This window comes from Stenotrophomonas sp. 2619 (genome assembly GCF_040548725.1).
Classification (GTDB): Bacteria; Pseudomonadota; Gammaproteobacteria; order Xanthomonadales; family Xanthomonadaceae; genus Stenotrophomonas; species Stenotrophomonas maltophilia_AP.
The window spans coordinates 351,535-373,597 of sequence record NZ_JBEPSF010000001.1 but is presented as its reverse complement, the minus strand read 5'-3'; the positions used below and the strand labels follow the sequence as shown (position 1 = coordinate 373,597).

At 67.7% G+C, this 22,063-nt stretch carries 18 protein-coding genes; 7 read left to right on the top strand and 11 right to left on the bottom strand.

Annotated elements, in window-relative coordinates; genetic code table 11:
• Positions 1-18: 18 nt before the first annotated feature.
• The 6 genes from fabV to queA all read right to left on the bottom strand — a co-directional run bounded on the left by fabV (position 19) and on the right by queA (position 7,684).
• Positions 19-1,275 (bottom strand): enoyl-ACP reductase FabV, encoded by a 1,257-nt coding sequence (gene fabV / locus ABIA71_RS01795; protein WP_354282600.1) that lies wholly within the window; start codon positions 1,273-1,275, stop codon positions 19-21.
• A 498-nt stretch (positions 1,276-1,773) separates the two neighbouring features.
• On the bottom strand, positions 1,774-2,751 hold the full coding sequence (gene secF / locus ABIA71_RS01790; RefSeq protein ID WP_038688893.1) for a protein translocase subunit SecF: 978 nt from the start codon (positions 2,749-2,751) through the stop codon (positions 1,774-1,776).
• Between the two features lie 16 nt (positions 2,752-2,767).
• A complete protein-coding gene (gene secD / locus ABIA71_RS01785) occupies positions 2,768-4,621 on the bottom strand; it encodes a protein translocase subunit SecD (protein WP_354282597.1) in 1,854 nt (617 codons plus the stop codon).
• A 60-nt stretch (positions 4,622-4,681) separates the two neighbouring features.
• Positions 4,682-5,029, bottom strand: coding sequence for a preprotein translocase subunit YajC (yajC, locus tag ABIA71_RS01780; protein WP_128096753.1), 348 nt, complete (start codon positions 5,027-5,029; stop codon positions 4,682-4,684).
• A 151-nt stretch (positions 5,030-5,180) separates the two neighbouring features.
• Positions 5,181-6,311, bottom strand: coding sequence for a tRNA guanosine(34) transglycosylase Tgt (tgt, locus tag ABIA71_RS01775; RefSeq protein WP_354282595.1), 1,131 nt, complete (start codon positions 6,309-6,311; stop codon positions 5,181-5,183).
• A 308-nt stretch (positions 6,312-6,619) separates the two neighbouring features.
• Positions 6,620-7,684 carry a tRNA preQ1(34) S-adenosylmethionine ribosyltransferase-isomerase QueA gene (gene queA, locus ABIA71_RS01770; protein WP_128096751.1) on the bottom strand — a complete coding sequence of 355 codons (1,065 nt, stop codon included), beginning with the start codon at positions 7,682-7,684 and terminating at the stop codon, positions 6,620-6,622.
• A 213-nt stretch (positions 7,685-7,897) separates the two neighbouring features.
• On the opposite strand from queA, the gene ABIA71_RS01765 reads away from it, so the two are divergent.
• Complete coding sequence (locus tag ABIA71_RS01765; protein WP_354282592.1) at positions 7,898-9,394, top strand: aminotransferase class III-fold pyridoxal phosphate-dependent enzyme; 1,497 nt, start codon at positions 7,898-7,900, stop codon at positions 9,392-9,394.
• Between the two features lie 224 nt (positions 9,395-9,618).
• Entirely contained in the window at positions 9,619-10,212 is a 594-nt protein-coding gene (locus ABIA71_RS01760) for an LOG family protein (protein WP_038688904.1), read from the top strand.
• A gap of 43 nt (positions 10,213-10,255) precedes the next feature.
• Here the strand turns inward: ABIA71_RS01760 and ABIA71_RS01755 are convergent, their stop codons facing one another.
• Positions 10,256-13,102: a bifunctional diguanylate cyclase/phosphodiesterase gene (locus ABIA71_RS01755; protein WP_502960622.1), complete on the bottom strand. Its 2,847-nt coding sequence runs from the start codon at positions 13,100-13,102 to the stop codon at positions 10,256-10,258.
• Between the two features lie 272 nt (positions 13,103-13,374).
• Between ABIA71_RS01755 and ABIA71_RS01750 the strand changes: the two genes are divergently transcribed.
• The 5 genes from ABIA71_RS01750 (at position 13,375) to ABIA71_RS01730 (ending at position 17,542) form a co-directional block, all read left to right on the top strand.
• Positions 13,375-13,893: an RNA polymerase sigma factor gene (locus ABIA71_RS01750; RefSeq protein ID WP_354282903.1), complete on the top strand. Its 519-nt coding sequence runs from the start codon at positions 13,375-13,377 to the stop codon at positions 13,891-13,893.
• A complete protein-coding gene (locus ABIA71_RS01745; protein WP_354282589.1) occupies positions 13,890-14,858 on the top strand; it encodes a hypothetical protein in 969 nt (322 codons plus the stop codon). Before ABIA71_RS01750 ends, ABIA71_RS01745 begins: the two co-directional genes overlap by 4 nt.
• Before the next feature lie 41 nt (positions 14,859-14,899).
• Positions 14,900-15,508, top strand: a complete 609-nt coding sequence (locus tag ABIA71_RS01740; RefSeq protein ID WP_354282587.1) for an IMPACT family protein — start codon at positions 14,900-14,902, stop codon at positions 15,506-15,508.
• Complete coding sequence (locus ABIA71_RS01735) at positions 15,501-17,267, top strand: ABC transporter transmembrane domain-containing protein (RefSeq protein ID WP_354282585.1); 1,767 nt, start codon at positions 15,501-15,503, stop codon at positions 17,265-17,267. Before ABIA71_RS01740 ends, ABIA71_RS01735 begins: the two co-directional genes overlap by 8 nt.
• Before the next feature lie 71 nt (positions 17,268-17,338).
• A complete protein-coding gene (locus ABIA71_RS01730; protein ID WP_354282583.1) occupies positions 17,339-17,542 on the top strand; it encodes a hypothetical protein in 204 nt (67 codons plus the stop codon).
• 168 nt (positions 17,543-17,710) lie between these two features.
• Here ABIA71_RS01730 and ABIA71_RS01725 read toward each other — a convergent pair whose 3' ends face one another.
• The 4 genes from ABIA71_RS01725 to dnaJ all read right to left on the bottom strand — a co-directional run bounded on the left by ABIA71_RS01725 (position 17,711) and on the right by dnaJ (position 22,057).
• Positions 17,711-18,820 carry a prephenate dehydrogenase gene (locus tag ABIA71_RS01725; RefSeq protein ID WP_354282581.1) on the bottom strand — a complete coding sequence of 370 codons (1,110 nt, stop codon included), beginning with the start codon at positions 18,818-18,820 and terminating at the stop codon, positions 17,711-17,713.
• Positions 18,817-19,725 carry a pyridoxal kinase gene (pdxY, locus tag ABIA71_RS01720; RefSeq protein WP_038688917.1) on the bottom strand — a complete coding sequence of 303 codons (909 nt, stop codon included), beginning with the start codon at positions 19,723-19,725 and terminating at the stop codon, positions 18,817-18,819. The genes ABIA71_RS01725 and pdxY overlap by 4 nt, the downstream gene beginning before the upstream one ends.
• A 64-nt stretch (positions 19,726-19,789) precedes the next feature.
• Positions 19,790-20,602 (bottom strand): hypothetical protein, encoded by an 813-nt coding sequence (locus ABIA71_RS01715; protein WP_354282579.1) that lies wholly within the window; start codon positions 20,600-20,602, stop codon positions 19,790-19,792.
• A 324-nt stretch (positions 20,603-20,926) separates the two neighbouring features.
• Positions 20,927-22,057, bottom strand: coding sequence for a molecular chaperone DnaJ (gene dnaJ, locus ABIA71_RS01710; RefSeq protein ID WP_159496494.1), 1,131 nt, complete (start codon positions 22,055-22,057; stop codon positions 20,927-20,929).
• Positions 22,058-22,063 lie beyond the last annotated feature (6 nt).

Genomic DNA, 22,063 nt, shown 5'->3' with positions numbered 1-22,063 from the left:
CTGGTGGGGCGCCCCGGCTCAGGCCATGTCGACCAGGTTCGGGATCTGCACGTCGGTGGCCACGTCGGCGTCGTAATCCACGCCGTCCACGCCGAACCCGAACAGGCGCAGGAAGTCGGCCTTGTAGCCGGCCAGGTCGCTGATCTCGTACAGGTTCTCGTTGGTCACCTGCGGCCACAGGGCCACTACTTCGCCCTGCACGTCCGGCGCCATTTCCTTGTAGTCCGCACGCAGGCGGCCGGCGTCGTCGATCAGTTCCACCTGGCGGTCGCCGTCGGTGAGTTCATGGCGCAGGCGCTCGGTTGCGGTGCCGGTGGCCTTGCCGCCGTAGACGATGTCGTACAGCGTATCGAGCTGTTCGATGCAGCCTTCGTGGGTGCCCTTGGCCTTCATCACCTTGAACAGCAGCGACAGGTACAGCGGCATGGTCGGGATGGCCGAGCTGGCCTGGGTGACCACCGCCTTGAGCACCGACACGCGCGCATCGCCGCCGATCGCCTGCAGCTTCTCGCGCAGGCCCAGCACCTTGTTGTCCAGGTCCTTCTTGGCCGCGCCGATCGAGCCGTTCCAGTAGATGGCCTGGGTGATCTCTTCGCCGACATAGGTGAAGGCGGTGGTGGTGGCGCCGTCGGCCAGCACGCCTGCTTCCAGCAGCGCGTCGATCCACATCTGCCAGTCTTCGCCGCCCATCACCGCAACCGTGCCGGCCACTTCTTCCGGGGTCGCCGGTTCAATGGTGGTCTGGGTGATCACTTCCTTGTCGGTGTCCAGGCCGCGCAGGGTGATCGGCGCGCCGATCGGCTTGAGGGTAGAGCTGATGATCTCGCCGGTCTTGGGATGCTTGCGGCGCGGCGCGGCCAGGCTGTACACCACCTGGTCGACCTGGCCCAGGTCCTGCTTGATCAGTTCGATGACCTTGGCCTTCACTTCATCGGAGAAGGCATCGCCGTTGACGCTCTTGGCGTACAGGCCGGCCTGGTCGGCGTACTTGTGGAAGGCGGCGGTGTTGTACCAGCCGGCGGTGCCGGGCTTGGTTTCGGTGCCCGGACGCTCGAAGAACACGCCCAGCGTGGCGGCATCGCTGCCGAAGGCGGCGGTGATGCGCGCGGCCAGGCCGTAACCGGTGGAGGCGCCGAGCACCAGTACCTTCTTGGGGCCGTTGGCGATCTTCGGCTTGGACTGGATGTACTCGATCTGCTGCTTGACGGCCGCATCGCAGCCGACGGGATGGGTGGTGACGCAGATGAAGCCGCGCACACGCGGTTTGATGACCATGGAAACCTCGTTTGGACTGGCGCAGGCCGGGCCTGCGCGATGAAAAGGGGCGGTGCGCGCCACCGGGGCGGCTGCGCGGAACGCATGGGATCGTAGTGTGCGGGGCGGTGTTTCACAACCGACGGGGGTGTATGGCGCGTTGCTTGCCCCGGTGTTGCGAGGGGCGGGATGGGAGTGGCGGGACACGCCGTAAACCCATCCCTGGGGGCTCGTGGTCCGCATCCATGCGGCCCAACGGTCCCGCCACTCCCATCCCGCCCCTCGCCCGACAGTGGGCTGCGCGCGGAGAGAAAAGCAGCCGGGCAGAGCCCGGCTCTACGAGCTGTTGCGCCGCGTAGAGCCGGGCTCTGCCCGGCTGCCAAACATCCCGTAGCGCCGGGCTCTGCCCGGCTGCCGTACATCCCGTAGCGCCGGGCTCTGCCCGGCTGGGCGGTGCGGCCGCCCAAAAGAAAAGCCGCGCAGGGCGCGGCTTTTCAGGTACTTCATGCAGCCGGTGGCTTACGGGCGACGCTCGAGCGCCTCAATGTCCTTGGCCTTGGGCAGCAGGTCCTGCTTGGTCACGCGCAGGGCGCCGATGGTCAGCATCGGCACGGCCACCAGGATCGAGGACAACACAACGATCACCGCGCCCACCATGTGGGTTTCGGCCAGGCCTTCCATCGAGGTGCCGCCGTACATGTACAGCGCCAGTGCCGACAGGAAGAACATCACCGCGGTGATCACCGTACGCGACAGCGTCTGGTTGATCGACCGGTTCAGCACTTCCAGCGGCTCCACGCGCAGGCTGCGGAAGTTTTCGCGGACGCGGTCGAACACCACGATGATGTCGTTGATGGCAAAGCCCATCACCGACAGCAGGCCGGCCAGCACGGTCAGGTCGAACTCGCGGCCGGTGGCCGAGATGTAGGCCACCGTCACCAGCAGGTCGAACAGGGCCACGATGCTGGCGGTGATCGCGAACTTCCACTCGAAGCGGAACGCGATGTAGATCAGGAAGCCCACCAGCATGAACAGCGTGGCGTACAGCCCGTTCATCGCCAGGTCCTTGCCAACCTGCGGGCCAACGAACTCGTTGCGCTGGATGGTGGCCTGGTTGTCGCTCAGCGAGATCGCCTTGACCACCGCAGCGGCGGTGCGCTGGTCACTGGCCGAATTGCCGGTGCCCGGTGCGTGCTCGCCCTGCGGCGCCAGACGGATCAGCAGGTCGGTGTTGCCACCGAAGCTCTGCACCTGGGCACCTTCGAAGCCGTTGGCTTCGAGCTTGGCGCGGACGTCTTCGACGTCCACCTTGCGCTCGAAACGGGCCTCGATCAGGGTGCCGCCGGTGAAATCCAGCGCGTAGTTGAAGCCCTTGGTGGCGATCAGTGCGATCGAACCGATGAACAGCAGCAGGGTGACCACCATGGCGGCATGACGCCAGCGCATGAAGTCGATCTTGGTGTCGTTCGGGAGGATGTGCAGCGGAAACAGTTTCATTGTGCGAGTCGTCCCGTCAGATGGCCACGTTCTGGAGCTTCTTGCGACGGCCGTAGATCAGCGTCGCCAGGGCGCGCGATACGGTGATCGCAGTGAACATCGAGGCGAAAATACCGATGATCATGGTCAGCGCGAAGCCCTTCAGCGGACCGGTACCGAATGCGTACAGGGCCACGCCGACGATCAGGCCGGTCAGGTTGGCGTCGAGGATGGTGCCGCTGGCGCGGTCGTAACCGGTCACGATGGCGGTCTTGCCCGGCATGCCGGCCCGCAGCTCTTCACGGATACGCTCGTTGATCAGCACGTTGGCGTCGACCGACAGGCCCACCGACAACGCCAGGCCGGCGAAGCCCGGCAGGGTCATGGTGGCACCGAACATCGACATTACCGCCACCACGATCAGCAGGTTGAACAGCATGGCCAGCGAGGTGATCACGCCGAACATGCGGTAGTACACGCTGAAGAACACCAGGGTGAACAGGAACGCGTAGACCACGGCGGTGATGCCGTTCTGCACGTTCTCGGCACCCAGGCTCGGGCCGACCACGCGCTCTTCCACGAAGTCCATCGGCGCGGCGAGCGAGCCGGACTTCAGCAGCTTGGCCAGGTCTTCGGCTTCCTTCTTCTCCAGGCCGGTGGTCTGGAAGTTCTTGCCGAACACGCCATTGATGTTGGCCACCGAGATGACCTCTTCCTTGACGCGGAAGCTGCGCACTTCCTTGCCATCGACCATGGTCACGGTCGGGATGCGCTCGGTGTAGACCACCGCCATCGGCTTGTTCACGTTGGCGCTGGTGAAGTCGAACATGCGCTGGCCGCCGACGTTGTTCAACGTCACGCTGACCGCAGCCGAGCCGTTCTGGTCGGTGGTGGCCTGCGCGGCAACCATCTGGTCACCGGTAACGATCACGCGTTTGTTGAGCAGCACCGGGCCGCCGTTGTCACGGCGCTGGTAGACCTTGGCTTCCGGCGGGATGCGGCCACTGGTGATGGCGTCCTGCGCGTTGCCATCGACCACGGCGCGGTATTCCAGCGTCGCGGTGGCACCGATCATGCGCTTGGCTTCGGCGGTGTCCTGCACGCCCGGCAGCTGCACCACCACGCGGTCGGCACCCTGGCGCTGGATGATCGGCTCGGCCACGCCGAGCTGGTTGACGCGGTTGCGCAGCGTATTGATGTTCTGCTCGATCGCGCCGTTGGCGATCTGGTTCAGCTCGGTTTCCGGCACGGTGATGGCGATGCGGTTGCCGGTGACGTTGTAGCCCAGGGTGGGCTGCGCCTTGGCCATCACATCACGCGCCTTGGTGACCGCTTCTTCGCCGGCCGACGGGCTGATGGTGGCCACGATGCTGTTGTCCGGGCGACGCTCGACCGACTGGTAGGCCACGCGGGCATCGCGCAGGCTGGTCCGCACGTCTTCGGCGTAGGCATCCAGGCGCTTGTCCAGCGCGGCCTTCTGGTCGACCTGCAGCACGAAGTGCACACCGCCCTGCAGATCCAGGCCCAGCACCATCGGGCGACCGCCCAGCTTGGCCAGCCACTCGGGCACGGTCGAGGCCAGGTTCAGGGCCACCACGTAGTTTTCACCCACGCTGTCGCGCAGCGTGTCGCTGGCGGCGGCCTGCGCCTGCAGGTCCGGCAGGCGGACGATCAGGCTGTCGCCTTCCTTTTCCGCGCCCATGGTGGTGATGCCGGCCTTCTTGAGGTCGGCCAGCACCTTGTCACGCAGCGCGTCGTCGATCTGGCCGCCACGGTTGGCGGTGATCTGGACGGCCGGGTCCTTCTGATAGACGTTGGGCAGCGCATACAGGGTACTGAGCGCCAGCACGATCAGGATGAGGAAATACTTCCAGCGTGGAAATTCGAGCATTGCTTGGGTCCCGCGCGGCGCCCATCCCGGCGCCGCGGTTGTGCTTCGGAAAGGAGTGGCTTAGTTGGCCGACTTCAGCGTGCCGGTGGGCAGCACGTTGCCGACGGCGCCCTTCTGCACGCGGATGCGCACGTTGTCGGCCACTTCCAGGGTGATGAAGTTGTCGCCGATGTCGGTGACCGTGCCGGCGATGCCGCCGTTGGTCAGCACTTCGTCGCCGCGCTTGATCTTCTCCAGCATCGCCTTGTGTTCCTTCTGGCGCTTCATCTGCGGGCGGATCATCAGGAAGTACATGATCGCGATCAGGATGATCGGGAACAGCAGCGTGGTCAGACCCATGCCGCCCTGCGGTTGGCCGCCGGCAGCTTGGGCGTGGGCGGCGGGAATCAGGAAAGCGATCAGGTTCATGTTGTGTCCTTGGGTTGGGAGGCGCCCCGCCCAGGTGGGCCGGGGAGTCGCCGCGAAACGGGGGTCAGCCACGAAGTATGCCATGGCCCCGGGAGTTCGTCCTTGGGCCGTTTGGCAGGGTTTGCGCGCCGATTTGAACTGCGCCGGGCCCTTACAGCGCCGGTGTGGCCATGCCACGGGCCGCGTAGAAGGACTCACGGAAGGCGGCAAAGGTTCCCGCCTCGATGGCCGCGCGCATGTCGGCCATCAGTTTCTCGTAGTAATACAGGTTGTGGATGGTGCCCAGCATCGGGGCCAGCATTTCGTTGCAGCGGTCCAGGTGGCGCAGATAGGAACGCGTGTAGCCACTGGTGCAGGCGTGGCAGCCGCAGCCCGGCTCGATGGTGTCCATGTCGCGCTGGTAGCGCGCGTTGCGGATGCGGATGGTGCCGGCCGAGGTGAAATAGTGGCCGTTGCGGGCATTGCGGGTGGGCATCACGCAATCGAACATGTCCACGCCACGGGCGACGCCTTCGACCAGATCCTCCGGGCGGCCCACCCCCATCAGGTAGCGCGGGCGGTCGGCCGGCAGGATCGGGTGCATGTGGTCGAGCATGGCATTGCGCTCGTGCTCGGGCTCGCCCACGGCCAGCCCGCCGATGGCGTAGCCGTCGAAGCCGATCTTCTGCAGGCCCTCGGCCGACCGGCTGCGCAGGTCGTGGTGCACCCCGCCCTGGACGATGCCGAACAGCGCGGCGTCGTTGCCCAGTTCGTCATGCGCGTTGCGGCTGCGCTGGGCCCAGCGCAGGCTGAGCTCCATCGAGGTGCGCGCCACCGGCACGGTGGCCGGGTACGGGGTGCACTCGTCGAAGATCATCACCACGTCCGAGTCGAGCACCTTCTGGATGCGCATGCTTTCTTCCGGCCCGAGGAAGACGCGTGCGCCGTCGTTCGGCGAGGAGAAGGTGACGCCCTGTTCGGTGATCTTGCGGCGATGGGCCAGCGAGAACACCTGGAAACCGCCCGAGTCGGTCAGGATCGGGCCATCCCAGCGCGCGAAACCGTGCAGGCCACCGTGGTCGGCGATGACGTCCAGGCCCGGCCGCAGGTACAGGTGGAAGGTGTTGCCCAGGATGATTTCCGCGCCCAGCGCCCGGATCTGCTCCGGCAGGATGCCCTTGACCGAGCCATAGGTGCCCACCGGCATGAAGGCCGGGGTTTCCACGGTGCCACGGGGGAAGGTCAGGCGGCCCCGGCGGGCACGGCCGTCGGTGGTCTGGAGCTGGAACTGGAGTCGGGACATGGAGCGGGATTCGGGCAAATAATTGCCGATTATCGCCGAAAAGCGGCCGACATGGCCGACGGGGCCCGGACGAAGACGGATCGACCCGCCAACCGTACCGGCCAGCGGCCGGTACCTACCCGTCCCCGTGGACCTGGCCGTTGGCCGGTCGCCCACCCACGCACGTGGACCTGGCCGTTGGTCGGTCGATCGGCCGCTCGCCCACGCACGCGCACCTGACCGTTGGTGGGTCGCGCGCCCACCGACGTAGAGCCGACCGTTGGTCGGCTGCCGGTTGGTCGGCTGCCGGTCGGCCGGCTGCCCTCAGCTCACGCCTGCGGGAACAACAACATCGCATCGCCATAGCTGAAGAAGCGGTACTTCTCGGCGATGGCGGCCCGGTACGCCTCGAACACCCGCTCCTGCCCGGCAAATGCCGAAATCATCATCAGCAACGTGCTTTCCGGCAGGTGGAAGTTGGTCACCATCGCGTCCACGCTGCGGATGCGGTACCCGGGCGTGATGAAAATCTGGGTCTCGCCGGCGTACGGCAGCAGCTCGCCGTCGCGCATCGCGCTTTCCAGCGCGCGCACCACCGTGGTGCCCACCCCGATCACCCGCCCACCGGCAGCGCGTGTGCGGCGGACCTGCTGGACCAGCTCGGCGCCGACGTTCAGCCATTCGCGGTGCATCACATGGTCGGTCAGGTCATCCACCCGCACCGGCTGGAAGGTGCCGGCACCCACGTGCAGGGTCACGTGGCCGAAGTCGACCCCCTTGGCCTTCAACGCCGCCAGCAGCGCTTCGTCGAAATGCAGGCCGGCCGTCGGCGCGGCCACCGCGCCCACTTCACGGGCGAACACGGTCTGGTAGCGCTCGCGGTCGTCCAGCCCCGGCTCACGCTGGATGTACGGCGGCAACGGCAGCCGACCGGCATGCAGCAGCCACTGCTCCAGTGCCTCGGGCACATGGAACTGCAGCACATAGAACTCGCCGTCGCGCCCCAGCACTTCGGCCTCGCCGCCCGCGTCCAGCGCGATCCGGCTGCCGGGCTTGGGCGACTTGCTGGCGCCCACCTGGGCACGGGCCTGCTGCGCGCCCAGCAGGCGCTCGATCAGGATTTCGACGCGGCCACCACTGGCCTTCTGCCCGAACAGGCGCGCCGGAATCACCCGGGTGTCGTTGAACACGAGCAGGTCGCCCGGGTTGAGCAGGTCCGGCAGGTCGCGCACGTGGCGGTGGTCGAAGGCGGTCGGCGCCTGCGGCACCAGCATCAGGCGGCTGGCGGAGCGTTCGGCCAGGGGCGCCTGGGCGATCAGCTCGGGCGGCAGTTCGTAGTTGAAATCGGACTTCTTCAAGGCAGCGCACGGCAACGTGTAGGCAATGTCGGCCATTGTACGACTGGCCCTCGGTGGCAACGCAGCTTTTACCGAACGTCGCGCAAAATGCTGCTATGCAACAGTTTTTGACGGGGTTATCGCGCGAAAAACCGCGTGATAGCATCGGGCTGGAAGTCAGATGCACGAGCAGGAATACCCCGAGCGCGCGCGAATAGACGCGCGTTTTGCGTTTTGCGCCGTGCCGCCAATTGTTTCAGGAGATCTGCAATGAGCTTCATCGAACGCCTCGCCCCCCTTCGCGCCCAGCCCGGCACCCGCCTCACCGCCGGCCTGGATGACGCCACGCTGGAACGCCTGGCCGCTGGCCACCCGCACCTGGTTGCCGCGATCGACGCTGCCGCCGCCGAATTCGAGCGCGTGCGCGCCGACTTGGGCGCGCTGCTGGCCGCTGACGAACGCGCCCAGATCGATGCGATGCAGGACGGTTTCGTCAATTTCTATGCCGACGACGCGGTAACCCCGTATGTCGCCCTCGCCGCCCGCGGTTCCTGGGTGGTCACGCTGAAGGGTGCGGTGCTGTATGACGCCGGCGGCTACGGCATGCTCGGTTTCGGGCATACCCCCGAGGCGGTGATGGAGGCGATGGCCGCCCCGCAGGTGATGGCCAACGTGATGACCCCCAGCCTGTCCCAGCAGCGCTTCATCCAGGCCCTGCGCAAGGAAATCGGCCACCGCCGCGGCGGCTGTCCGTTCAGCCACTTCATGTGCCTGAACTCCGGCTCCGAGGCCGTTGGCCTGGCCGCGCGCATCGCCGACGTCAACGCCAAGCTGCAGACCGACCCGGGCGCCCGCCATGCCGGCGCGAAGATCAAGCGGGTGGTGATCAAGGGCAGCTTCCACGGCCGCACCGATCGCCCCGGCCTGTACTCCGATTCCAGCCGCAAGACCTACACCCAGCACCTGGCCAGCTACCGCGGCGAAGACAGCGTCATCGCCCTGGCCCCGTATGACGAGGAAGCGCTCAAGCGCGTCTTCGCCGAGGCCGAGCAGAACCACTGGTTCATCGAGGCGGTGTTCCTGGAGCCGGTGATGGGCGAAGGCGACCCGGGCCGTTCGGTGCCGCCGTCGTTCTACGCGCTGGCCCGTGAGCTGACCCGCCAGCACGGCAGCCTGCTGCTGATCGACTCGATCCAGGCCGGCCTGCGTGCGCATGGCGTGCTGTCGCTGGTGGACTACCCCGGCTTCGAGGGCCTGGACGCGCCTGACATGGAAACCTACTCCAAGGCGCTCAACGCGGCGCAGTTCCCGCTGTCGGTCCTGGCTGTTACCGAGCATGCCGCGCAGCTGTACCGCAAGGGCATCTACGGCAACACCATGACCTCCAACCCGCGGGCGCTGGACGTGGCCTGCGCCACCCTGTCGCTGCTGACCCCGCAGGTGCGCGAGAACATCCGCGAGCGCGGCGCCGAAGCCGTGCGCAAGCTGGAACAGCTGAAAACCGACCTGGGCGGGCTGATCACCAAGGTGCAGGGCACCGGCCTGCTGTTCTCCTGCGAGCTGGCCCCGCAGTTCAAGTGCTACGGCGCCGGTTCCACCGAGGAATGGCTGCGCAACCACGGCATCAACGTCATCCACGGCGGCGAGAACTCGCTGCGCTTCACCCCGCATTTCGGCATGGACAGCGAAGAGCTGGACCTGCTGGTGGGCCTGGTGGGCCGGGCGTTGAAGGAAGGCCCGCGCCGGGAGCAGTCGCAGGCGGCGTGAGGCCCGTGGCCGTGCGGGTGTGAACCCGCATGGCCGGTTCCGCGAGACGGCAGCCGACCAACGGTCGGCTCTACCGGCGATGGGCCGATTGGCCTCCGCGCTGGGAACGCGCGATAATCCCCTCCCGCATTCGCGGAACGAACCCCGTCACGAGGCCGGAACATCGGTCATCGGCGGGGCTTTTTCGTTTCCGCCGCACCCGTTCCCGAACACAGGAAGATCCAATGAAGTCGATTTGCGTTTACTGTGGCTCCAATCCCGGCAGCAAGCCGATCTACACCGAACGCGCCATTGCGCTGGGCGACCGCATCGCCCGCGACGGCCTGCGCCTGGTCTATGGCGGCGGCAACGTCGGCCTGATGGGCACGGTGGCCAATGCCGTGCTGGCCGGCGGCGGCGAAGTGACCGGCGTGATCCCGCAGCAGCTGGCCGACTGGGAAGTGGCCCACCGCGGCCTGACCGAGCTGGAGATCGTTGGCTCGATGCACGAGCGCAAGTCGCGCATGTTCGAGCTGTCCGACGCGTTCGTGGCCCTGCCCGGTGGCTTCGGCACCATGGAAGAAATCTTCGAGATGCTCACCTGGCGCCAGCTCGGCATCGGCAACAAGCCGTGCGCGTTCCTGGACGTCGACGGTTTCTACGCACCGCTGATCGGCATGATCGACCGCATGGTCGAAGAGCGCTTCCTGCACCCGGAACAGCGCGCCGACCTCTGGTACGGCTCGGACATCGACGCCATGCTGGACTGGATGCGCGCGTATGAGCCGGCGCAGGCATCCAAGTGGATCGACGAGAAGCGTCGCGCTGCGTTGGTGTGACCGTGTGATGCGTTGATGTGGGGGTGCCGGCCAGCGGCCGGCATCACCGCGCGAAGGTGTCCATGGGCGCGGGGCGGCCCAGCAGGTAGCCCTGTCCGTAGTCGCAGCCCAGCTGCAGCAGGGTCTGGCGTTGGGCATCGTTTTCGATGCCCTCGCCCACCGTCTCGATGCCCAGTGTGCGGGCCAGCGACAGCACGCCCTGCACCAGTGCGTAGGTGCTCTGCATGTCCTGGCCGTGCAGGCCGGCGATGAAGCTCTGGTCGATCTTCAACGTCGAAATCGGGAACCGGTGCAGGTAGGACAGCGCCGAGAAGCCCGTACCGAAATCATCCAGCTGCACCAGCACGCCGCGCTCGCGCAGCGCCTGCAGGATGCGCAGCGTGCGCGGGCCGTCGTCGAGCAGCGCCACTTCGGTGATCTCCAGGCGCAGGCGGTGTGGGTCGGCACCGGCCGCCTCGATCAGCCCGAACAGGCGCGCGCTGAAATCGGCCGAACGGAAATGCCGCGGTGACACGTTCACCGACAGATAGCCCTCGCCCCCCTTCGCGAGCTGCCCGATCACGTCTTCGTACAGCAGCCAGTCCACCTGCTCGATCAGCCCGCTCTCCTCGCCCAGGTCGAGGAACGCGCTGGGCAGCAACAGCCCACGGCGTTCGTGGCGCCAGCGCAGCAAGGCTTCATAGCCCACCACCGCGCCGTCGGACAGCCGCACGATCGGCTGGTAATACGGCAGGAAGTCGCGGTTGATGATCGCCCGGCGCAGATCCGCTTCCAGGTCCAGGCTGCGCAGGGCTTCCTCGCGCATGGCCTCGTCGAACACCGCGCAGCGGTCCTTGCCCTGGGCCTTGGCCCGGTACATCGCCGCGTCGGCATCGCGGACCAGTTCCTCGCCATTGCGGTAGCGCGGGTTCCACATCGCGATGCCCAGGCTGCCGGACGGAAACAGTTCGCGCCCCTTCACCCACATCGATTCTTCCAGCGCCACCAGCATCCGCTGCGCGAACTCGCGGGCCGAATCCAGGCCGTGGTCGCACTGCAGCACGATGGCGAACTCATCGCCGCCCAGCCGCGCCACCACGTCGCCGGGACCGATCATCGACACGATCCGCTTGGCCACCTCGACCAGCATCTGGTCGCCGGCCGCGTGGCCGATGCTGTCGTTGACCAGCTTGAAGCGGTCCAGGTCCAGGAACAGCACCGCAAAGCGCGGGCCGTCGGGCACTCGCGCGCGCGCGATGGCATCTTCCAGCCGGTCCAGCAGGTGCAGGCGGTTGGGCAACCCGGTCAGCGCGTCATGCATGGCCTGGTGGGTCAGGCGCTGCTCGGCGCGCAGGCGTTCGCCGATCTGCCCAAGCAGTTTGTCGTTCACTTCGGCCAACTCGCGGGTACGCTCGTCCACGCGTTTTTCCAGCTCGGCGTGCGCGTTGCGCAGGCGCTCCTGGTCGCGCTGGCGGGCCAGGCCGTTGCCGATGTTCTGCGCCACGAAGGTGAGCAGGCGCTGGTCGTGCGCGGTGAAACTCACCTCCGGCGAGTAGCTCTGCACCACGATCACCCCGACCACGTCGTCGTCGCTCAGCAGCGGCACGCCCAGCCAGCAATGCGAGCGGGCGCCGAACTCGCGCACCCGCCCGGCATCACGCAGGGCGTCGATGTGTTCGCGCGAGGCCAGCAGCGGCTGCCGGTTGCGCACGATGAATTCGGTCAGGCCCTGGCTGAACGGACGCGGCGCGCGCGACGCGTTGTACTCATCCACCGAGTACACGAAATCCAGCCCGTCCCCGACTTCGTTGACCAGCGCGATGTAGAAATTGCGCGCATCCAGCAGCGTTCCCACCACGCCATGCACCTGCACGTAGAACTGGGCCAGGCTTTCGGCGCTCATCGCCATTTCGGCGATGTTGAACAGCGCCAGCTGCAGCTTCTCGGCGCGGCGGCGTTCCACCACCTCGTCCTGCAGGCTGCGGTTGGCGCGCTGCAGTTCCAGGGTGCGCCGCTCCACCTGGCGCTCCAGTTGCACCTGGGCCTGGCGGCGGTCCATCGCGGTGAGGATGTGCTGGGCCACGTAGCCCAGCAGGGTGCGATCGGCCTCGTTGTAGCGCACCCGCTGCTCGTAGCTCTGCACCACGATGGCGCCGCACACGCGGCCCTCGCGCAGCATCGGCACGCCCAGCCAGTCCAGGCTTTCCGGCCCGCGGCTGGGGTCGTATTCGTCGTTCATCGCCGCCAGCAGCTCGTTGGACGGCCCGCTGAGCGGCTGGCCGTGGCGCAGCAGCGCGAAGGTCAGGCTGCGCGGCATTTCGTGTTCTTCGTAGCTGCGGTCCGGGTCGGCCACGAAGCTGTCGCGCTGGTCGGCGAAGTACAGGAAGCGCACCCGTCGGCGCACGTCGTCGTACTCGACGATGTAGCAGTTCTGCGCGTACATCAGCGAATTGAGCACGCGGTGGAAGTGGCGCAGCATGTCGGCCATTTCCAGGTCCGCGCCGGCCAGGTCGGCAATCTCGTACAGGGCCTGCTGCAGTCGTTTGGAGGTTTCCAGCGAGCGGATCTGCGCCCGCTGCCGGGCCAGCGCCACCGCGTCCTGCAGCGACTGCCGGGCGATGTCCCACCAGGCCTGGTCGGGCACGCCACCGTCGGCGGTCAGCGCCTGGACGGCCAGTTCGCTGCCGTGGTCCTGCCAGCGGCGCAGCGCGGTCTCGGCTCCGCTGGCACCGCCCAGCAGCAGCTCCAGCAGCTCGGCGGGGTCCTGCGCGGGGGCGGGATCGGCCTGGCAGCCTTCACCCAGGCCCGGGTCGGACCAGGCCAGCGCCACCTGCGCATCGCCGGGCAGCAGCGCGCCCAACGCCTGCGCAAGCGCAGCGGAAACCACCGCGTCATGATCGGAATGCCGCACGGATGTCGCTACCTGGCTGGACACGATGCTGATCTCTTCTGGCGCCGGATGCCCGGCACCTCCCCTGTGCCCTGAGCATAACGCGGCGGGCGGGGGGCAATGGAAGCCCACAACCCCGTTCAGCGCTTTCGGACGTTGAACAGGTCATGCCCCCCGTGCCCGCGCCCCTGTTGTCGCCTGCCGTCGCCGCCCCGCCCCGCTATGCGGACGGCCGCCCAGCGCTTACCCTGTGCGCCGTGGACGCCGCTGCCCTGCCAACCGACGAATCGCTGATGCTGGCCTGGGCAGGCGGGGAGCTGCGCGCGTTTGAAACCCTGTATGCGCGTCACCGCAGCCGCCTGTACAGCTTCCTGCTGCGCCAGCTGCGCGATGCCGCGCTGGCCGACGAGATGTTCCAGGACGTCTGGCAGCGGGTGATCGCCGCGCGCGCCGGCTGGCAGCCCGATGCCGCCTTCACCACGTGGCTGTTCCGGATCGCCCACAATCGGCTCAACGATCACTGGCGCGCCGCGCGCCACCGTCCACCCGCGCCCGGCGACGCCGACGAGCGGGTGGCACGGATGAGCGACACGCGCACCCCGGAAACCCAGCTGTCCGAGTTTGAAGAGCGCCGGCGCCTGCAGCTGGCGATGGAACAGCTGCCGGATGAACAGCGCGAGGTATTGCAGTTGCGGCTGGAGCAGGAACTGAGCCTGGAAGAGATCGCACAGATCACCGGGGTTGGCCGCGAAACGGTCAAATCACGGTTGCGTTACGCGATGGACAAACTGCGCGCGGGGCTGTCGGAATGAACCGCTCCGATCCGCTGACGCCCGAAGAACGCGCGCTGGCCCGCCTGCTCGGCCGTGCCGCGCCCAGCGCACCGTCGGCCGCGCTGGACGAAGCGGTGCTGGCCGCCGCACGGGCGGCCGTGCAGTCCGCACCGGTGGCCACGGCGGTCCCTGCCGGCGACCCGGACCTTGCACCGTCCCTGCCCAAGGCTGCCGCCCCCGTCACGCGCCGGCCGCGGTCGCGCCTGCCCGCCGCGCTGGGCCTGGCCGCGTCGGTGGTGTTTGCGGTGGGCATCGCCTGGCAGCTCAAGCCCGACGCCCCGACCCCGCCCGCGCTGGCAGAGGTCGCTCCCGCACCTGCCGCCGATGCTGCACAGGCACCGGCCGCCGAGGATGCCGCACCCGCGATGGCGGCCGCCGATGCGGTCGCCGCGCCGATGGCCCAGCCGCAGGCCAGGCAACGATCCGTGGCTGCCGCGCCGGCGCCCGCGCCCGCCCAGGACGTGCAACGGCAGGTGGCGGCGCAGCCCGCGCCGTCGGTGGTGACCCCGCCCATGCCGCCCGCTCCGCCGGCACCCGCGTCGGCCCCGATCCCGAGCGCCGCTGCCCCGCGTGCGGAGGCATATGTGATGGACAGTGCAGACGCGCGCCCCATCGACAGCGTGACCCCCACCGGCGAGCGGGCCCAGGCGCTCACCGCCGCACCCGCACCGATGGCGAACGACGCGGCGCGCACGATGAAGGGCGCACCCGGGGTGATGCGACGGGCCGCACCGTCTGCCGCGGCCGGCGCGTTGTCGGCCAGTGCGGTCGATGCCGCCGTAGCGGCCGATGCCATGCTGCCGCGCAAGCAGTGGCTCAAACGCATCCGCGAGCGTCGCGATGCCGGCGACCGCGATACCGCGCGGGCCAGCCTGGAACGTTACCTGCAGCAGTACCCGGAAGCGCGCGTGCCGCGCGACGTACGCCAGCTGCTGGACAACTGAGGGCGCGTGACGACCAACGGTCGTCACCTACAATGGTGGGAATGCCCGATACGCTCGCCACCGTCGTCAGCCACAGCCTGGAGATCAAGCACAGCCGCTTCACCGCACATGCGGCGCCGATCGACACGGCGGCAGGCGCGCTGGCGTTCCTGCAGCAGGTGGCGATCCCCGATGCCACCCACAACTGCTGGGCCTACCGGTACGGCAGCGAATACCGCTCCAGTGACGATGGCGAACCCGCCGGCACCGCCGGTCGGCCGATCCTGGCCGCCATCGACGGCCAGGGTTTCGATCGGATAATGGTGGTGGTGATCCGCTGGTACGGCGGGATCAAGCTGGGCGCCGGCGGCCTTGTCCGGGCCTATGGGGGCACGGCAGCCGAATGCCTGCGCACCGCGCCCCGCCTGCCACTGGGGGCCTTGGCGCAGTTGCACGTGCAGGCCGCGTTCGAGGACCTGGGCGCATTGCATGCCGCACTCGCCAGCCATGCTGCCGAGAAACTGGATGAATCCTTTACCCCGTCCGGGGTGGAACTGCGGATCGAATTGCCGGCCGACCAGGCCGAGCCGTTGAAAAACCGCCTCCGCGACGCCACCCGTGATCGTATCCGCATCCAACGATGCACCGAACCAGGCCCCCTTGATGACTGAGACCACCCCCGCCCCGACCCCCGCGCTGCGCCGCCTGGGCAGTCTGGGCACGCTGTGGCCGTTCGTCCGTCGCCATTCGGGGCTGTTCACCGCGTGGCTGGTCGCCTTGGCGATCTCGTCGGCGGCTACGCTGAGCCTGCCGCCGGCGGTCAAGCTGATGATCGACCATGGCTTCAACAACAACGGCCAGATCAATCGCGCGTTCGGCCTGCTGTTCCTGGTCGCGGTGGTGATGGGGCTGGCCACCGCCGCGCGCTTCTTCTTCGTGTCGTTGCTGGGCGAAAAGGTGGTGGCCGATCTGCGCAGCCAGCTCTACACGCACCTGATCACCCTGGGCGCCGGCTTCCACGACCGCAGCCGCAGCGGCGAACTGGTGTCGCGGCTGACCGCCGACAGCGAGCTGCTGCGCAGCGTGATCGGTTCCACCATGTCGGTGGCCCTGCGCAGCAGCGTGACCGTGGTGGGCAGCCTGGTGATGTTGTTCGTCACCAGTCCACGGCTGGCGGTGTGGTCGCTGCTGGGCATTCCCCTGGCCGTGTTGCCGGTGATCATCGGTGCACGCCGCCTGCGCAACATCGCCCGCGCCAGCCAGGACCGCGTCGCCGACGCCAACAGCCTGGCCGCCGAAACCCTGGGCGCGGTGCGTACCGTGCAGGCGCATGCGCGCGAGCCCTATGAACGCGGCCGCTTCAACGTCGCGCTGGGCGAATCGATCAAGGCCGCGCGTCGTCGCATCGGCGCGCAGTCGATCGTCACCGCCACCGCCATCGTGCTGGTGTTCGGGGCCATCGTGGGGGTGCTGTGGCTGGGCGCGCACGATGTCAACGACGGCCGGATGACGGCAGGCACGCTCGGCCAGTTCGTGCTGTACGCCATGATCGGCGGCGGCTCGGTCGGGGCGCTGGCAGAGGTATGGAACGAGCTGCAACGCGCCTCCGGCGGCATGGGGCGGATCGCCGAACTGCTGCAGGAAGACATCGAGATCACCGCACCGGCCAACCCGGTGCCGATGCCCCTGCCGCTGCGGGGCGAGATCCGCTTCGACAACGTGGTGTTCCACTACCCGCAGCGCCCGGACACCGCGGCACTGGAAGGGTTCGACCTGCATGTACGGCCCGGCGAGACCGTTGCCCTAGTCGGCCCGTCCGGCGCCGGCAAGAGCACGGTGCTGTCGATGCTGCTGCGCTTCCACGACCCGGCCACGGGCAGCATCCTGGTCGACGGCGTCGATGTGCGCCACGTCGACCCGGCCCAACTACGCGCGCAGATGGCGCTGGTACCGCAGCAACCCACGCTGTTTGCCGCTACCGCGCTGGACAACATCCGGTACGGCCGATTGGAGGCCAGCGATGAGGACGTGCAGCGCGCCGCCGAAGCGGCCGAAGCCGACGAGTTCCTGCAGGCCCTGCCCGACGGTTACCTGAGCGAGCTGGGTGAACGCGGTGCACGCCTGTCCGGCGGCCAGCAGCAGCGCATCGCGATCGCACGGGCGCTGCTGAAGGATGCGCCGATCCTGCTGCTCGACGAGGCCACCAGCGCGCTCGACGCGCAGAGCGAGCGCGCGGTGCAGCAGGCGCTGGAGCGTTTGATGGCCGGGCGTACCACGCTGGTGATCGCCCACCGGCTGGCCACCGTACTCAAGGCCGACCGCATCGTGGTGATGGACCACGGCCGCATCATCGCCCAGGGCACCCACGCACAACTGCTGGCCGAGGGCGGGCTGTACGCGGAGCTGGCACGCCTGCAGTTCATCGATTGATGACGCACCGCTAACGCGGTCGGTTGCATGGTGCGCACGTCACAGGTCCATGCCACTGCAGGAGGTGCTTCATGTCGTTTCGACAGTTTCCCGCAACCGACGCCACGGGCGAAAGCTACGTCATCATCGAATTCAAGCAGGACCCGGCGTCTGCCGACGCGTCGGCTGCGCCCGCAGACGGAAACGTGCGTTACGAGCTGGCCGATGGCCGCCACCTGGTCCGCGATGGCCGTCAGTTCCGCACCGCCGGCGGTGAGTTGACCCTGACCACCTGAGCGCGCAACGCGGCTGGTCGGGGCCACTGAAAAAAGTTTGCGACAGGCTGGTCATTTTATGACCAGCCATCTTGACAGCCTTTGCCTGCAACGGCTGCGCGCGGTTATCCACATGTTTGTGCGCAACTCATCCACACCCCCTGTGGATGAATGCGGCGTTGCAGCACGTCAGCGCGGCAGGACCCGGCCGATGCCCGTGGCATCAATTTCCACGGCAGCGCGCTGCAGGGCCTGCACATCGCTGCCGGCCACGAAGCCGACACGGAAATGCACTTCCCCACCCGGCGTGCGCGAGGAATGGATCGAGGCCAGGCTCACCGCATGCCGCTCGAAGACGTGCAGCAGTTCGCGCAGCGAACCGGGCCGGTCTTCGGGCAGGTGCACGCTGATCGCATTGCGCTCGGTCAGGTCGGCCAGCAGATAGCCCACCCGCTCGAAGGTGTAGTTGCCCTCGGCCAACACCGCCTCGCCCTGGCTGTCACGGTTGTCCAGCAACAGCTGCTGGCGGAACGCCGCACGCGCGGCGTCGTCGCCCTGCCCGACCTGCGCGCGCAGCTGCTGCAGCTGGGCCAACAACCGGTCCAGCATGGGCGCCACGTGCGGGTTGCCGAACTGGATGTCCTCGTAGATCGCCGGGTTCAGCGACAGGATCCGCGCGATGATCGCCGTGTCCAGCTCGAACGACGCCGAACGGTACGGCATCAACGCGGGCAGCGCGGCCAGCAGCGGCGCGTATTCGCGCAGGACGCCGGCCTGGGCCAGGTGAGTGGCATGCACCATCGCCTGCACCAGCGCCATCACCTGGTCATGGTGCTCGGGCGTGGCGCGTACGCATTCGGCTTCCAGGGCGTCGCAGAGTTGCTGCACCCACGGCTGCCAGCGTGACAGGCGCGCCTCGCAGACCACCATTACCCGGCCTTTGAGGGTTGGCGCCTTGGGCGGCGCGGTCATCGGATGCAGGCCCACCACGTCGGCCTGCGAAGCCAGCATCGCGCCCACCGGCGCGCTTTTCACCGAGGTCACGTCCAGCCACAGGCGGCCCGCTTCGCGCCCGGCCGACCGCGCGACGTAGTCGGCGATCAACGCCGGCGTATGCCGGATCGGCGCGGAGAAGACCAGCACGTCGGCCTGCTCCAGCAGCTGTTCGGGCGTGTGCGACTGCGGGTCAGCCGGATCGTGGCCGATCACCTCTACGCCCATGCGCTGCTGCAGGAAATCCCGCAGCCAACGCCCATACGCGCCGGCGCTGCCGACGATGCCGACTACCCGTGCGCTCACGCGATGCGCTCGGGCACGAAGCGCTGCGGCAGTGCCAGTGCAGCCGGTGCGGCGGCCAGCACGTCGAACTCCTCGTGGCCATTGGCCAGCGTGGTTTCCAGCGCGACGTGGACGCCGGCGATGGCGCGCGAAATCGACTGTTCGAAGGATTCGCCGCGCAGCAGGAACGCCACCAGCAGCGACATCAGCACGTCACCGGTGCCAGCCACGTCCACCGGCAGGTGCGGCGAGGACCAGCGCCAGATCGCCTCGCGGCTGACCGCCAGCGTGACCAGCTGGCCGGGCTCGCCGCCCACGCTGTGCGCAAGCACCCACTGCGGACCACGCGCCAGCAGCGCCTGCGCGGCGGCAATGGCATCGTCCTCGGCCAGGCTGGGCATGCCGGTCAGGCGGCCCAGCTCGAACGCATTGGGGGTCACCAGCCACGCATGCGGCAGCAGCCGCTCGGCGAAGATGGTTTCCAGCCCGGGTTCCACATAGGGGCCGGTGTGGGTGTCGCCGATCACCGGGTCCAGGCAGTAGCGCAGCTGCGGCGCGGTGGGCAGCACCTGGTCGAGCCAGTCGGCGAACGCCGCGCCATTGCCGACGCTGCCGAAGTAGCCGGACACCAGCATGCGCGCGCGCTGCGGCAGGCCGCGCTCACTGGCGCCCAGCAGCAGCTCGGCAAACCAGTCGGCCGGCAGCACGCGACCGCGCGTGGTCGGATAGAACGGCGCATTGCTGAGCAGCGTGGTGGGCACTTCAGCCACGCGCACGCCCAGCGCGCGCAGCGGCGGCACCGCCGCGCTGTTGCCGGCATAGCCGTACACCAGCTGCGACTGCACCGAGATGACGTCGACCGGCGACGGACCGTCCGGACGCTGGCGGCGGCCGTGGACCAGGTGGCTTTCGAGGGATTCGTTCATGGGACCGGCACTGTGGGGGCTCTATTGCCATTATCCCCCAACCGCCACGCCGCATCCCGCCCGTTTACTCTGCCGAATCTGCCCGTTCCGGGATGTGGGGGTGACGCTGCAACACGAACTCCCAGGTATCGTTAAAGACCAACGGGTAATGCAGCGGTCGGCGATCGGCGAACCGTTGCGCGTGGATGGGCTCCCCTTCCACTCGGCAGCTTCCCGGCGATTCGAAGGCTACCAGCTCTGTGACGATGACATCGCGGGAGTTGCCCTCTGCCGAGAGATAGAGGGCATACGACGGATGCGCGGTGATGCTGCGCTTAAGCACTACCCGCCCCATGGCAGGCACGTACCAGCTGATACTGCGCTCCAGTCCCTCGACGGCCTCCCGCCCCTGCCAGCGCATGCCGGTCATATCATTCGACCTGGGGTTGGACTTTCGCCAGTGTGCACTCCTCTCGATGCGGTACGCACGGACGTTGCCGACCCCAATTTTGATTGTCTCCATGGCCACCACACGACTGCTGCCTTTCTCTTCGTAGTCGTAGCGGTAGCCCCAATTCTCGCTCACGACTGCACCGGGTTCGGCGAACTCATCGTTCCACGCTGCACCCACCGCAAGTGGGAACCGCAGGATTTCCTTTCGCCCCTGACGAAGCGGATTTACATCCGCATAGGTGTCGGCGTGTTCCACTCGCTGCAGACCGTGCCCCACCGTCAGCCGCGTCAGACTCTCCGCCATCCCATCCAGGCGAAGGGTCGACACAGGATGGTCGGCACCCACCGAATACGTCCATCGCGTGCCAGGCGCCAACTGCAGAGGACGCTCGATCGTCCCGTCAATCGCATCCAGCTTGCATGCATCCAATGTCTTGGCGGACACCGCTCCTGCAGTGAGAGAGGCAGCCACCAGGGCCACCGACAATGCGCAGCGTACAGCGGAAGGCAGTGGTCGAGCGGCGGCGTGGGCGATACGGGTGGGTTTATTCATCCAGACAGGGTAGTGATCGCTGCAGGCGCGGTCACCCACACCTGTCGAGATCAACACCAGAAGCAAGCGTCTTGTATCGGACGGCGATGCGATGCTCTTCGCAGATGCCGGGATGCCCTCATTTGCAATTGGCCCTCCGCGTCACAACGACGGGAACGACAAAAAAGGCCCGCTGTTGCCAGCGGGCCTTGGGTACATCGCAGCAACCGGCCTCGCTTACGAGGTCATCCGGTCCCAGAAGCCCTTCACGCCGTCGATGAACGTCGCCGACTTCGGCGAGTGCTTGCGCGCTTCTTCGCCGGTGAAGGTGGTTTCAAACTGTTCCAGCAGCTTGCGCTGTTCGGTGGTCAGGTTGACCGGCGTCTCCACCACCACGCGGCAGTAGAGGTCGCCTTCGCTGCGGCTGCGCACCGAACGCACGCCCTTGCCACGCAGGCGGAACAGCTTGCCGGTCTGGGTTTCGGCCGGAATGCGGATCTCCGCATACCCGCCCAGGGTCGCCACGCGCACGGTATCGCCCAGTGCGGCCTGCGAAATCCGGATCGGCACCTCGCAGTGCAGGTCGTCGCCGTCGCGCTGGAAGATCGCGTGCTCGCGCACCCGCACTTCCACGTACAGGTCGCCCGGCGGCGTGCCGGCCGGACCAGCCTCGCCTTCGCCCGACAGGCGGATGCGGTCGCCGGTATCGACGCCCGCAGGCACCTTCACCGACAACACCTTGTCTTCCTCCACACGGCCATTGCCGTGGCAGGTCTTGCACGGGGTCTGGATGATCTTGCCGCGCCCGTTGCAGTTGTGGCACGCCTGCTGCATGGCGAAGATGCCACGCTGGATGCGCACCTGGCCGTGGCCATGGCACACGCTGCAGGTGTCCACCTTGCCGTCTTCGGACCCACTGCCATCGCAGTCGTCGCACTCGGCCAGGGTCGGAATCTCGATGCGGCGCTCCACGCCCATCACCGCTTCTTCCAGGTCCAGTTCCATCACGTAGCCGACATCGGCGCCGCGACGCGCCTGGCGCTGGCCACCGCCGGCGGCACCGCCGAAGATGTTGCCGAAGATGTCACCGAAGATGTCGCCCATGTCCGGACCACCGGGGCCACCGCCGCCGCCCATGCCGTGCTCGAACGCAGCGTGGCCGTGGGCGTCGTACATGCGGCGCTTGTTGGTGTCAGACAGGGTTTCGTAGGCTTCCTTGCACTCCTTGAAGGAGGCTTCGGCCGCCGCATCGCCCGGATTGCGGTCCGGGTGGTACTTCATCGCACAGCGGCGATAGGACTTCTTCAGCTCTTCTTCGCTGGCGGTGCGGGACACGCCCAGCACTTCGTAATAGTCGCGCTTGCTCATAACTTG